General features: G+C 73.8%; 13 protein-coding genes and 3 tRNA genes. 9 read left to right on the top strand and 7 right to left on the bottom strand.

The features are described 5' to 3' along the window. Positions 1–153: 153 nt before the first annotated feature. Entirely contained in the window at positions 154–1,056 is a 903-nt protein-coding gene (locus FJ694_RS19085; protein ID WP_157268908.1) for a LysR family transcriptional regulator, read from the top strand. A 70-nt stretch (positions 1,057–1,126) separates the two neighbouring features. Here the strand turns inward: FJ694_RS19085 and FJ694_RS19080 are convergent, their stop codons facing one another. Continuing rightward, positions 1,127–1,900, bottom strand: coding sequence for a Crp/Fnr family transcriptional regulator (locus FJ694_RS19080; RefSeq protein ID WP_157268907.1), 774 nt, complete (start codon positions 1,898–1,900; stop codon positions 1,127–1,129). A 116-nt stretch (positions 1,901–2,016) separates the two neighbouring features. Between FJ694_RS19080 and FJ694_RS19075 the strand changes: the two genes are divergently transcribed. After that, positions 2,017–2,574 carry a hemerythrin domain-containing protein gene (locus FJ694_RS19075; protein ID WP_157268906.1) on the top strand — a complete coding sequence of 186 codons (558 nt, stop codon included), beginning with the start codon at positions 2,017–2,019 and terminating at the stop codon, positions 2,572–2,574. A gap of 7 nt (positions 2,575–2,581) precedes the next feature. Here FJ694_RS19075 and FJ694_RS19070 read toward each other — a convergent pair whose 3' ends face one another. Next, on the bottom strand, positions 2,582–4,204 hold the full coding sequence (locus tag FJ694_RS19070; RefSeq protein ID WP_157268905.1) for an IclR family transcriptional regulator domain-containing protein: 1,623 nt from the start codon (positions 4,202–4,204) through the stop codon (positions 2,582–2,584). 147 nt (positions 4,205–4,351) lie between these two features. Next, positions 4,352–4,576: a hypothetical protein gene (locus FJ694_RS19065; protein ID WP_157268904.1), complete on the bottom strand. Its 225-nt coding sequence runs from the start codon at positions 4,574–4,576 to the stop codon at positions 4,352–4,354. 201 nt (positions 4,577–4,777) lie between these two features. Here FJ694_RS19065 and FJ694_RS19060 point away from each other — a divergent pair, with 201 nt between their 5' ends. Beyond that, positions 4,778–5,284, top strand: coding sequence for an HU family DNA-binding protein (locus tag FJ694_RS19060; protein WP_375140234.1), 507 nt, complete (start codon positions 4,778–4,780; stop codon positions 5,282–5,284). Between the two features lie 87 nt (positions 5,285–5,371). On the opposite strand, the gene FJ694_RS19055 is transcribed toward FJ694_RS19060, so the two are convergent. The 4 genes from FJ694_RS19055 to FJ694_RS19040 form a co-directional block, all read right to left on the bottom strand. Further along, complete coding sequence (locus FJ694_RS19055; protein ID WP_232540118.1) at positions 5,372–6,535, bottom strand: alpha/beta hydrolase; 1,164 nt, start codon at positions 6,533–6,535, stop codon at positions 5,372–5,374. Between the two features lie 131 nt (positions 6,536–6,666). After that, positions 6,667–6,742, bottom strand: a tRNA-Gly gene (locus FJ694_RS19050). A 64-nt stretch (positions 6,743–6,806) separates the two neighbouring features. Then, positions 6,807–6,882, bottom strand: a tRNA-Gly gene (locus tag FJ694_RS19045). Positions 6,883–6,944: 62 nt separating this feature from the next. After that, a tRNA-Gly gene (locus FJ694_RS19040) sits at positions 6,945–7,020 on the bottom strand. Between the two features lie 300 nt (positions 7,021–7,320). Here FJ694_RS19040 and FJ694_RS19035 point away from each other — a divergent pair. The 6 genes from FJ694_RS19035 (at position 7,321) to FJ694_RS19010 (ending at position 12,292) form a co-directional block, all read left to right on the top strand. After that, positions 7,321–7,710, top strand: coding sequence for a hypothetical protein (locus FJ694_RS19035; RefSeq protein WP_157268902.1), 390 nt, complete (start codon positions 7,321–7,323; stop codon positions 7,708–7,710). Positions 7,711–7,807: 97 nt separating this feature from the next. Further along, positions 7,808–8,875 (top strand): asparaginase, encoded by a 1,068-nt coding sequence (locus FJ694_RS19030; RefSeq protein ID WP_157268901.1) that lies wholly within the window; start codon positions 7,808–7,810, stop codon positions 8,873–8,875. After that, positions 8,872–9,672, top strand: a complete 801-nt coding sequence (gene hutG / locus FJ694_RS19025) for an N-formylglutamate deformylase (protein WP_157268900.1) — start codon at positions 8,872–8,874, stop codon at positions 9,670–9,672. Before FJ694_RS19030 ends, hutG begins: the two co-directional genes overlap by 4 nt. After that, complete coding sequence (gene hutF / locus FJ694_RS19020; RefSeq protein ID WP_157268899.1) at positions 9,669–11,057, top strand: formimidoylglutamate deiminase; 1,389 nt, start codon at positions 9,669–9,671, stop codon at positions 11,055–11,057. The genes hutG and hutF overlap by 4 nt, the downstream gene beginning before the upstream one ends. Positions 11,058–11,133: 76 nt before the next feature. Further along, entirely contained in the window at positions 11,134–11,577 is a 444-nt protein-coding gene (locus FJ694_RS19015) for a CBS domain-containing protein (protein ID WP_157268898.1), read from the top strand. A 130-nt stretch (positions 11,578–11,707) separates the two neighbouring features. After that, complete coding sequence (locus tag FJ694_RS19010) at positions 11,708–12,292, top strand: hypothetical protein (RefSeq protein ID WP_157268897.1); 585 nt, start codon at positions 11,708–11,710, stop codon at positions 12,290–12,292. The last annotated feature ends 65 nt before the right edge of the window (positions 12,293–12,357 follow it).

The following is a 12,357-nucleotide window of genomic DNA, read 5'->3' as shown; positions in this document are numbered from 1 at the left end:
GCAGGCTTTCAACGGCAGGCATGGGAAGGCCAGTGTGCGCAGCCGCCGCTCATGCTTCAATAAGATGATCCTTCTAAGTCTCATTCACACCATGCATGATGCAGGCCCGTGGCGCTGCCATCGCCGCCGCCGTCATGCCGGGCTTGCACCGCCATGCACCTGGAACACCTGGACCTGAACCTGCTGCGCCTCTTCGACGCGGTGTACCGGCTGCGCAACGTCAGCCGCGCCGCCGAGGCGCTGAACCTGTCGCAGCCGGCGGCCAGCCAGGGGCTGACGCGGCTGCGGCTGCAGTTGAAAGACCCGCTCTTCATGCGCGCCGCCGGCGGCGTGCGGCCCACGCCGCGGGCGCAGCGGCTGGCGGCGGCGGTGCAGTCGGCGCTGGGCGCGCTGGAGCAGGCGCTGGGCGAGTTCGAGCGCTTCGACCCGGCGGCCTCGCGCATGGCGCTGCGGCTGCACCTGAGCGACATCGGCGAGGCGCGCTTCCTGCCGGCGCTGATGGCCGCGCTTGGGCGCGAGGCGCCGGGCATCGAGGTGAAGAGCGTGTGGCGGCCGCACGGCGAGATCGCCGCGGCGCTGGACGGCGGACAGCTGGACTTCGCCATCGGCTTCCTGCCCACGGTGCTGGAGACGCGCCAGCAGCCGCTGCTGCGCGACCGCTACGTGCTGCTGGTCAGCGCCGCGCACCCGCTGGCCGCCCGGGCCGGCGCGGTGGACGCCGCGGCGCTGCAGGCGCTGGAGTTCGTGGCCGTGCGCTCGCACGGCGAGACGCTGCGCATCCTGCAGCAGCTGGGCCTGCAGGAGCGGGTGCGGCTGGCCTGCGGCAACTTCCTGGCGCTGCCGGCCATCGTGCGCAGCACGGCGCTGGCGGCGGTGCTGCCGCGCGACGTGGCGCTGGACTTCGCCGCGCACGGCGGCTGCGCGGTGCTGGAGGCGGCGCTGCCCAGCCCCGAGTTCACCGTGTCGCTGCACTGGAGCCGGCGCTTCGAGGCCGACGCGGCGCAGCGCTGGGTGCGCGAGCTGCTGCTGCGGCTGTTCGGTCAGGCCGCGGCCTGATGCAAAAAGGCCCCTCCCCCGCGTGACGGGAGAGGGACCGGCAAGGAGACGGTGCTGCCGTGCCGGCCCGTCAGGCCGCGACCGGCTCGTCCTGCGCCAGCTTGCGCAGCGCCGGCAGGTCCAGCACGCGCACGTTGTAGCCGGACACGTCGATGACGCCCTGCGTCATGAAACTGCGCATCAGCCGCGACAGCGTCTCGGGCGTGATCGCCAGCTGCGAGGCGATGTCGCGCTTGCGCTCGCGCAGGTGCACCTGCGCCTGGTGCGGCACTTCGGGCACGGGCGCGCAGCGCTGGTGCAGCCAGGCCGCCAGCCGCGCCGGCGCGTCCTTGTGCATCAGCTCGTGGGTGTTGAGCGTGAGGGTGCGCACCTCGCGCGCCAGCGCCTGGATCAGCAGCCCGCCCAGGTGCGCGTCGTCGTCGAGCAGCGCGCTCAGCGCGGTGCGCGGCAGCTCCAGCACCGTGACGTCGGAGACGGCCAGCGCGTCCAGGGCGTGGGTGCCCGACAGCCAGGCCGAGGCCAGGTCCAGCCAGCCCGGCGCGTGCAGCATGCGTTCGATGCGGAACTGGCCATCGGCCACCTGGCGCAGGCCCAGCGCCGCGTCACCCTCGACCAGCGCCACCAGCGCCTGGGCCGGGTCGCGGCGGGTGTAGATGAGCGAGCCCGCGGCCACGCTGCGCTGCTGGGCGATGGCGTCCAGCGCCTGGGCCTCCACCGTGCCCAGCCCGGGGGCGTCCAGCAACGCGGCCCAACTGCGGCGCGAAACCGTGCTGCGCGTGGCCGCGCGCGCGGCGTTCCGGGCCAGGCCCGGGGTGACCAGCGGAGAAGCGGTAAGGGATGACATGGCCGAAAGGTGCGGTGCGGTCCGAGGATGTGGCCTGCATGGTCTCCCAGCCCCCGCGCCACGGGCTTGCGGCAGATCAACCGTCGCCTGTGCGGGTGCAGCATGACAATTCCGGCATGCGCAATACATCTTCTTTTCCCGGACTGCACAGCCCGGCCGCCGGCTTCGACGCGCCCTTCGAGGTGCTCGCCGCCTGCCATGACCGGGTGCGCCGCAGCCTGGACCTGCTGCAGCGCCTGGCCGCGCACGTGGCTGCGCACGGCACCGACGCGCAGGCCCGCGACGCCGCGCGCGACGTGGCGCGCTATTTCAACGTGGCCGCCCCGGCGCACCACGAGGACGAGGAGCGCCACGTCGTGCCGGTACTGAGCGCCAGCGGCGATGCGCGGCTGCGCGAGGCCGCGCAACGCATGCTGGCCGACCACGGGCGCATCCGCGCCACCTGGGCGGCGCTGGAGCCGCTGCTGCAGGCGCTGCAGCGCGGCGAGGTGCCGCCGGGGCTCGACGCGGCGGCCGACGCCTTCGTGCGGGCGCACGACGGGCACCTGGAACTGGAGGACGGGCTGGCGTTTCCCGGGGCGCAGGCGCTGCAGGACGCGGCCCAGGACGGCGCCGCGCGGCGCGACGCGATGGGCCGCGACATGGCGGCGCGGCGCGGGGTGAAGCTGGGCTGACCCCTGATCAGTCCACCGGCCAGTCCAGCTCGCCCAGCGCCAGCCCCGCCACGCCCGGCTGCAGCCGGAACAGCCGCCCCGACAGCGGCGCGTTGGCCAGCGCCTCCAGCGGCACGCCGTCGCGCGCGCTGGTGACGTAGAGCTGGTCCAGGCCCGGACCGCCGAAGGCCAGGTCCGTCGGGCTGGGCACGGGCAGACCCAGCACCCGGTCCACGCTGCCGTCCGCGGCAAAGCGCATCACGTTCCAGCCCTCGCGCAGCGCGGTCCAGATGCCGCCTTCCGCATCCAGCGCCAGCCCGGACAGCCGCCCCGACGCCCGCGGCACGGTGGCCAGGCGGCGCACGCCGCCTCCCGCGCCGCCCTCCTCCAGCCGGTACAGCGTGCCCGATTCCGGCGCCGCGGCCACCAGCGCGCCCTGCGCGTCCCAGGCCAGCGCGCACACCGGCTCGCCCAGCAGCCAGCCGCCGCCGAGCTCGCCCGACGGGTGCAGCAGCGCCACGCGCCAGCGCTCGCCCTCGGCGGCGCAGGCCCACAGGCTGCCGTCGTCGCGCACGCACGCGGCCAGCAGCCGCCGCCGCGGCAGCCCGGTCAGCGGCCGCGCCGCGCCGTCACCGTCGAGCAGCAGCCACCCTTCCGCCAGCGCCAGCAGCGCGCCGCGCCGGTGCGGCAGCAGCGCCTCGATGGGCGCGTCGGCGTCGCCCAGCACCCGGTCGGCGCCGTCCGCCCCCAGCGCGTGCACGGCCGGCGCCAGCGTGTCGGCCCACAGCAGCCGCTGCCCGCGCGCGGACCAGCGCGGAAAGCGCCCGCAAAAGGCACGCTCGCCCGCCACGGCCTCGGCCTCGCCCGGCGCGGGCACGGCGCGCACGGCCTGCAGTTGCGCGCCCACGCGGCGCGCGGCCTGCACCAGCTCCGGGCCCAGCAGCTCCAGCCGCTCGCGCGTAAGCCGGAAGGCCGGCCCGGCCACGCTGATGGCACCGCGCAGCCGCCCCTCGTCGTCCAGGATCGGCGCGCCCACGCAGCGCACGCCCGGCACGATCTCCTCGTCGTCCAGCGCCCAGCCGCGCGCGGCCGTGAGCTTGAGCTCGGCCTGCAGCCGGCGCCGGTCGGTGATGGTGTTGGGTGTCGCCGCCGTCAGCGGCAGCTCGCGCACCAGCGCGTCGCGCTGCGCCGGCGGCATCGCCGCCAGCATCGCCTTGCCCTGGCTGGTGCAGTGCAGCGGCTTGCGCTGGCCCAGCGCCGAGGCCGAGCGCTGGCCGTGCGCGCCGTCGCAGCGCTCCAGCAGCAGCGTCTCCATGCCGTCGAGCGCGCACAGGTAGGAGGTCTCGCCGGTGAGGTCGCGCAGCGCGCGCAACTCCAGCCCGGCCGCGGCCACCAGGTCCGGCATGGCGTAGGCCGCGCGCGCGTACTCGAAGCAGCGCAGCCCCAGCGCATAGACGCGGCGCAGCGGGTCGCGCCGCACCAGGTCGCGCGCCACCAGCGCGGCCAGCAGCCGGTACAGCGTGGTGCGCGGCAGCTGCAGCCGCGCCGACAGCTCGGCCTGGCTCAGGCCTTGCGGCGCGTGGCCGATGGCGTCGAGCACATCCAGCGCCTTGTCCAGGGCCGCAGTGCCCTCGTGGCTGGGCGAACCCATTCAAGACTCCCGTGGCATGACATCGAAGGGCCCGCATCCTACGGGCCCGCGCAATGGCTTCCTTCGACCACGCCGGTAAGCAGATGTCAGTGCCACGCAACAGGCGTGCCGGCCATGCCTCGCAGCGGCCATGGCGGGCACGCCGGCTCAGCGGGCCGGGGCCGCCGGCGGCAGCGAGTCCGGGGGCGGCTGCTGCGGCGGCGGATCGAGCGCGAGGTCGAGGCTGGCGCCCGGGTCCTCCTCGCCCGCGGTGGACTCCTCGGACCAGTCCACCGGCGCGGGCGTGGCGGTGGCGTCGGGCGCGGCGTCGGGCTTGATGCCTTCGGGGATCGGGGCGGACGAGGAGTCGGCAGGGGGATCGGCGGGGCTCATGGCGCCTCCTTCAGTCAGGAAGGCACAGGCCGCTGCAAGCGGCGCGCCTGCCCGCTGGCCACGGGCGTTTTCGGCGCGCGCCCGGCAAAAGCGCGCGCCGGCAGGGGCCGCTTGCGGCCGCGCCGGCGCGCAGGCGCCTGGGCACCGTGCTTGCGCGGCACCTGATTGCACGCGCAACCAGCTTCGGGACACGGCGGGCCGATGCGCGCGCAATGTCACAATCGGGCCTTTCCAACCCGCATCCGACGCATGAACCGCAACGATCTCGCCGCCCTGGTGGCTGAAAAGCACGAACTTTCCAAGGCTGCCGCCACGCGCATGCTCGACACCGTGATCGATGCGCTGTGCACCGAGCTCAAGAAGGGCAAGCCCGTGGCGATCTCGGGCTTCGGCAGCTTCAAGCTGGGCCAGCGCGCCGCGCGCGTGGGCCGCAACCCCAGCACCGGCGACAAGATCAAGATCGCCGCGCGCAAGCTGGTGAAGTTCACGCCCTCGACCGCGCTGGCCGGCCTGGTCGATCCGAAGTTCGCCAAGGCCCGCGCCGACAAGGCTGCCGCCAAGCAGGCCGCCAAGGCCCCGGCGAAGAAGGCCGCCGCCAAGAAGGCTGCCGCCGCTCCCGCCAAGAAGGCCGCCGCCGTGAAGACCGCCGCCGCCAAGGCGCCGGCGAAGAAGGCCCCGGCCAAGAAGGCCGCCGCCAAGAAGGCCTGACTGCAAGCCGGCCCTGCCCCTCGCGGCGCAGGGCACTCATGAGAAAGCCCCGCCATGCGGGGCTTTTTCGTTTACCGGATCAGGCGCTCATTCCTTGAGCTTGGCCTCGGTGGGCTTGGAGTCGGAGGTGCGCAGCGAGCGCTCGAAAGCGTGGCGCAGCTCCTTGGCCGCGAAGCCCTGCGCCGACTTGGCGTTGCCCACCACCGGCGTCATGCCGTAGAACTCGTGCGTCACGCCCTTGAAGACCTGCTGCTTGTGCGAGACGTTGGCCTTCTTCAGCGCCTCCACCAGCAGGTCGCCGTCGCTGCGCAGCGGGTCGATCTGCGCGTTGATCAGCGCCACCGGCGGCAGCCCGCTCAGGTCGGCGCGCAGCAGGTCCACGCGCGGGTCCTGCATCTGCTCCTTCGAGGCGAACACGTGCTGGCCGAACCAGCCCATCATGGCCTTGTTCAGCGGCTTGGCGTTGGCGCTGTCGCGGTACGAGGGCGTGTTGGTGTCGGTGAGCTGCACCACGGGATAGACGGCGACGATGGCCTGCGGCGGCGTCAGCCCGGCCGTGCGCGCCGCCACGGCGGTGGACAGCGCCAGGTTGCCGCCGGCGCTCTCGCCGGCCAGCGCCAGGCGCTTGGGGTCGCCATTGAGTTCGGCCGCATGCTCCGACACCCAGCGGTACGCGGCCAGCGCGTCGTCGTGCTGGGCCGGGAACTTGTGCTCGGGCGCGAGGCGGTAGTCCACCGAGACCACGATGGCCTTGGCCTGGCCCGCCATGGCGCGCGCGCCGCCGTCGTAGGCCTCCTTGCTGCCGATGACCCAGCCGCCGCCGTGGAAGTACACGATCACCGGGAACGGGCCGGCGCCCTTGGGCGTGTAGACGCGCGCGGGCAGCGGCCCGGCCGCGCCGGCCACGGTGCGGTCCGCGGCCGTGACGTCGGGCACGAGCCGGGCCGGGTCGGTTTCCTGGCCCTTCATCCTGAGCACCGCCTTGACCGCGTCGGCCGGCGTGGGCTGGCGCCGCGCCTCCTCGGGCGTGAGCGTCTCGATGGGCTTCGGGTTCAGGCCCGCGAGCGCGTCGAGCACCGAGGCCATGTCCTTGTCGGCCTTGAAGGTCGTACCGGTCTTGGGGTCGGCCTTGTCGGCCGCGCCAGCGGGCGCGCCCAGCAGCGCCGCGCCCAGGCCCAGGCCCAGGGCGGCCAGCAGCCAGGGCCGGCCGGACATGGGCCGCGAGGAGGGTCGGGGATGCGGGCGCAACATGGCGGCTCCAGAAAGGGAAGTGACGGTGCGCCCCGACACGGCAAGCACCGTTCCCAGGCGAGGCGCCGGGGCATCGCGAAGGCCCAACGCAAAAGGCCGGCTTCCTCACGGAGAGCCGGCCTTCGGGCAACTGGAGCGGGAAACGAGACTCGAACTCGCGACCTCAACCTTGGCAAGGTTGCGCTCTACCAACTGAGCTATTCCCGCGAAAGGGTTCGCCGCATCGCTGCGGACGAAGGGGCCTTCGGCCAAGGCACGGCGCGGACCACGATGGAGCGGGAAACGAGACTCGAACTCGCGACCTCAACCTTGGCAAGGTTGCGCTCTACCAACTGAGCTATTCCCGCAAAGGATCCGGCGCATCGCTGCAACCGAAGTGGCCATCGGGCGGACAACTGCACGGACACGATGGAGCGGGAAACGAGACTCGAACTCGCGACCTCAACCTTGGCAAGGTTGCGCTCTACCAACTGAGCTATTCCCGCAGGGGATTCGGCGCATCACTGCAACCGGAGTGTCCATCAGCAGCCGCTGACGGCCGACGCGGCGATGGGCGCATTCGCTGGCTCATTGACTGAGCCTTTGAAGCATCGCTGCGTCGTTGGCGTGGGGCGCATTGTATGACAGTTTTTCGGCCCTCTCGCCCAGGCCGCCAAAAAAGCGCATGCTCCACGCCGCGCGGCGCGCCGCTATCCGGTTGCCCGGGCAACCAAGCGGCCGGATCGCCCCGGCCCTGGCTGGGCACGGCGCTTGCCGCCTCCTGCGACTTGCCTCATCGGGACGCCATGGACGCTCACACCGAGATCTACCGCCGCCTCTCCAAGATCGAGAACGAGCTGACCCAGGCCGCGCAGGCCAGCACCGTGGTGCGCGGCGTGGCCGGCGAGCTGCGCGAATGCCTGCAGCGGCTGGGCGAGCAGTCGCGCCAGGCGCGCGTGGCGCACCTGTGCAACCGTGACGACGGCGTGGCCACGGCGCTACGCGAGCTCGAAGCGCTGACCGAGCAGGCGCTGCAGCTGGCCGACTGCCGCGACGGCGACGCGCGCCGCGTGCTGCGCCCGGGACTGGAGGAGGCGCACCAGGACATCCGCGACCTGTGCCACCAGCTGCGCCTGTACCGGCTGCCCTCGCCCCCGGGCGCGGGCGCCGGCGCGGACGGGCAGGCCGCGCTGTAATCGGCTGCGTCCCGGCGCCATGCCGGCCCGGCCCGCGATGCCGGGCTGCGGCATCCTTGCGCACGGGCCGCGCGCGGCCTTTGGGGAGGCGTGAACGATGACTTCGAACCCGGTCCTGGTTGAAACCTGGCGCGGCGGCGTGGCCGAGTCGCGCCACCGCGGCGCCTGCGCTGTGCTCGATGCCGACGGCGCCGTGCGCTGGAGCGTGGGCGACATCGACACGCCCGTGTTTCCGCGCTCGGCCGTGAAGCTGCTGCAGGCGCTGCCGCTGGTGGCCAGCGGCGCGGCCGATGCCTTCCACCTCGACGACGCGGCGCTGGCACTGGCCTGCGCCTCGCACGGCGGCGAGGAGGCCCACGTGCGCACCGCGCAGGCCATGCTCGCGCGCGCCGGGCTCGACGCGTCGGCGCTGGAGTGCGGCGCGCACTGGCCCTACTTCGAGCCCGCGGCGCGCGCCCTGGCCGCCGCCGGCCACGAGCCCTGCGCGCTGCACAACAACTGCTCGGGCAAGCACAGCGGCTTCCTGTGCCTGGGCGCGCACCTGGCCGGCGGGCGCGACGCGCGCGGCTTCGTCGCCGGCTACGTGCGGCGCGGGCACCCGCTCATGCGCGAGATCGAGCACGCGCTGCAGACGGCCACCGGCTTCGACCTGGCGCGCGCGCCTTGCGGCATCGACGGCTGCTCGATCCCGGCCCACGCCGTCCCGCTGCGGCACCTGGCGCTGGCCTTCGCCCGTGCCGGCACCGGCGTGGGCCTGCCGGGCGACCTCGCTGCCGCGGCGCGGCGGCTGCGCGCGGCCATCGCGGCGCAGCCCTTCCTGGTTGCGGGCAGCGAGCGCACCGACACGCTGCTGATGCAGGCGCTGGGCGCGCGGCTGTGCTGCAAGGTCGGGGCGGAGGGCATGTACTGCGCGGCGCTGCCGGAACTCGGCCTGGGCCTGGCGCTCAAGATCGACGACGGCGCCGCCCGCGCCGCCGAGGTGGCACTGGCCGCGCTGGCGCAGGCGCTGCTGCGCCTGGACCAGGCCGAGGCCGCGGCGCTGGAGGCCTGGAATCCGCGCCGCATCGCCAACTGGCGCGGCCTGGAAGTGGGCGCGCTGCGTGCTACCGACACCTTGCGGCCCGCGGGCGCGGCCGCGCCTGTGCAGGGGAGTTTCCCGGGATGAACGAGCCCGTCTACACGCTGCAGCGCGGCGCCACGCCGCTGCTGCTGAGCCTGCCCCACGTGGGCACCGAGATCCCGGCCGACCAGCAGCCGCGCTACGTGCCGCGTGCGCTGGAGGTCGAGGACACCGACTGGCACCTGGAGCCGCTCTACGCCTTCGCGCGCGAGCTCGGCGCCACGGTGCTGGTGCCGCGCTTCAACCGCTACCTCATCGACCTGAACCGCCCGCGCGAGGACACGCCGATGTATGCCGGCGTCAACACCACCGGGCTGTGCCCGGTGCGCTTCTTCACCGGCGAGCCGCTGTACCGCCCCGGCCGGGAGCCCGACGCCGCCGAGGTGCAGCGCCGCATCGAGCGCTACTGGCAGCCCTACCACGACGCGCTGCGCGCGGAGCTGCAGCGGCTGCGTGGGCTGCACGGCCACGCGGTGCTCTTCGACGGGCACAGCATCAAGTCCGAGCTGCCCTGGCTGTTCGAGGGCGAGCTGCCCGCGCTCAACCTGGGCACGGCCGACGGCGGCAGCTGCGCGGCGTCGCTGCGCGAGGCGATGGCCGCGCTGCTGGAGAGCCAGGACGCGTACAGCCATGTCATCGACGGCCGCTTCAAGGGCGGCTACATCACGCGCCACTACGGCCGCCCCGCCGAGAACGTTCACGCGGTGCAGCTGGAGATGTGCTGGCGCTGCTACATGGCCGAGGACGCGCCCTACCGGCTCGATGCCGCGCGCGTCGCCGGCATCGAGCCTTTGCTGCGGCGGCTGCTGCAGCTGCTCATCGACTGGAGACCGAGGGAATGAACGCTGTCGAGCCGCTCAACCTGTGGGCGCCGCGCGCCTGGCTGCCCGGCGGCTGGGCCGAGCAGGTGCTGTTGCGCAGTGACGAGAACGGGCGCTGGGTCGAGGTGCGCGCCCAGGTCGGCCTGCCGCCGCCGGGCGCGCTGGCGCTGGCCGGTGCCGTGCTGCCGGGCCTCGTGGACGGGCACAGCCACGCCTTCCACCGCGCCTTTGCCGGTCTGGCCGAGCGCTTCGACGCGCCCGGCGCCGGGCTGCACAGCTGGCGCGCGCTGCGCGACCACGTCGCCGCGCGGCTCACGCCGGAGCTGCTGCAGGCGGTGGCCGCGCACCTGTACGTGGAGCTGCTGCGCGGCGGCTACACGCACGTGGTCGAGTTCCACGACCTGCACCAGCAGCCCGACGGCAGCCCCTACCCCGACCCGCAGCGCATGGCCTGGGCGCTGGCCGACGCGGCGCAGGAGGCGGGCATCGGCCTGACGCTGCTGCCGGTGCTGCGCGAGCACGCCGGCTACTCGCGCCAGCCGCTGGCCGAGACGCAGCGCCGCTTCGGCCGCGACCTGGAGCGCACCCTGGCCGAGGCGCAGGCGCTGGCCGGCAGCGGCCGGCCGCTGCTGCATGCCGGGCTGGGCGTGCACGCGCTCTCGGCCGTGACGCCGCAGGCGCTGGCGCAGCTCGCACGCGCGGCCGGATCGGGGCAGCGCGTGCACATCCAGATCGCCGAGCACGCCAAGTACGTGCAGGCCTGCCAGGAGGCGCTGGGCACCACCCCCGTGCAATGGCTGGCGCAGCAGGACCTGCTGGGCCGGCACTGGACGCTGGTGCATGCCACGCACGTCGGCGACGACGAGGTGCAGGCGATCGGGCGCAGCGGCGCCAGCCTGGTGCTGTGCCCGAGCAGCGAGGCCAACCTGGGCGACGGCCTGGCCGACCTGGCGCGCTGGATCGAGGCCGGCGTGCCCGTGGCGCTGGGCTCGGACAGCCAGGTCACGCGCAGCTGGAGCGAGGAGCTGCGCTGGCTCGACTACGGCCAGCGCCTGCTGCGCCAGCAGCGCCAGGGCACGGTGAAGCCCAACACGCCCAGCACCTCCGGCGCCGGGCGGCTGTGGACCATGGCGCAGCAGGGCGGCGCGGCCGCCGCCGGCTTCGAGCGCTGGGGGCTGGTCGAAGGCGCGCGCGCGGACCTGCTGGTCATCGACACCGCCGACTCCAGCCTGCTGGGCGTGCCCGCGCCGCAGCTGCTCGACGCGCTGGTGTTCTCCAGCCCGGGGCGCTACTGGCGCGACACGGTGGTGGGCGGGCGCTTCGTGGTGCGCAACCAGCTGCACCCGCACAGCGCCGCGATTGCCGGGCGTTTCGAAAGGGCCATGCGCAGCGTCTGGAGCGTGTGAAAACCGGCTACAAATGGAACGCGCGCTGCCGCGCCGTGTCCCACAAATCCGATTTCACCTGTGAAGGAGTGAGCCGATGACCACTGCCCTCGACATCCTCAAGTCCAAGCCGTCCCAGGAAGTGATCTCCGTCAAGCCGCATTCGACGGTCTACGAGGCCATCCAGCTGATGTGCGAGAAGAACATCGGCGCCGTGCTGGTGATGGAGGGCAGCGCGGTGGTGGGCATCTTTTCCGAGCGCGACTACGCCCGCAAGATCGTGCTGCAGGAGCGCGAGTCCAGGAGCACGCCGGTGAACGCGGTGATGTCGCCCAACGTCATGTTCGTCGGCCCGCGCCAGCCCGCCGAGGAGCTCATGGCGGTGATGACGCAAAACCGGCTGCGCCACCTGCCGGTGATGGAGGACGGCAAGCTGCTGGGCATGCTCTCCATCGGCGACCTGGTCAAGCACATCATCTCCGACCAGCAGTTCCTCATCGAGCAGATGGAGCACTACATCACCGGGCAGCACGCCGCCTGAGAGGGCCTTCGTACACGCCGGGGCGGCCGGCGCCGTCCTACAGCCAGATCGGGCGGCGGACTATGGGCTGAACCCCGGCGCGGCGCTGCAATCGAAGCCCTCACGAGCAACGACTGCGAGAGCCGCCGCCATGACCTCCCCGATCCCCGCCTCCCGCCCCACCGCCTCCGCCGACACCGACAAGTCGCGCGCCGAGGAACTCAATCCCAAGGACCCGATGGACTCCGTCGCCGCGCAGGCCGCGGCCAACCCGCTGGGCGCGGGCCTGGGCGCGGCGGGCGGCGCGGCCGCCGGCGCCGCGGCGGGCATTGCCGCGGGACCGGTGGGCAGCCTGGCCGGCGCGGTGCTGGGCACCATCGCCGGCGCGCTGGCCGGCGGCACCGCGCAGGGCTCCTGGCACGACAACGCCGCCGGTGCCGAGCACTGGCGCCGCCTCTACGGCAGCCGCTCCTACGTCGGCGAGGGCGCGCGCTACGAGGACTGGGGCCCGGCCTACGCCTACGGCGAGGCCATGTACGAGCGCCAGCGCGGCCCGCGCGCCTGGGACGACAGCGTCGAGTCCGAACTGGGCCACGGCTGGGAGGCCGAACGCGCCACCACCGGCTCCGCCCTGCCCTGGGACAGCGCCCGCCACGCCGCGCGCGACGCCTGGGAGCGGCTGCACGGCGCCGCCGACAACGACCCGACGCGGCCGGGGCGGGACATCGCGGGCTGAGTTCAACCCATCAAGGCCGGTCAGCTTTTCCGTTCGCCCTGAGGTATCGAAGGGCGAACGGGTCA

The organism is Azohydromonas aeria (assembly GCF_009760915.1).
GTDB lineage: Bacteria > Pseudomonadota > Gammaproteobacteria > Burkholderiales > Burkholderiaceae_C > Azohydromonas > Azohydromonas aeria.
Note: the sequence above shows the minus strand (reverse complement) of the source record. Positions and strands in the feature narration are given on the sequence as shown.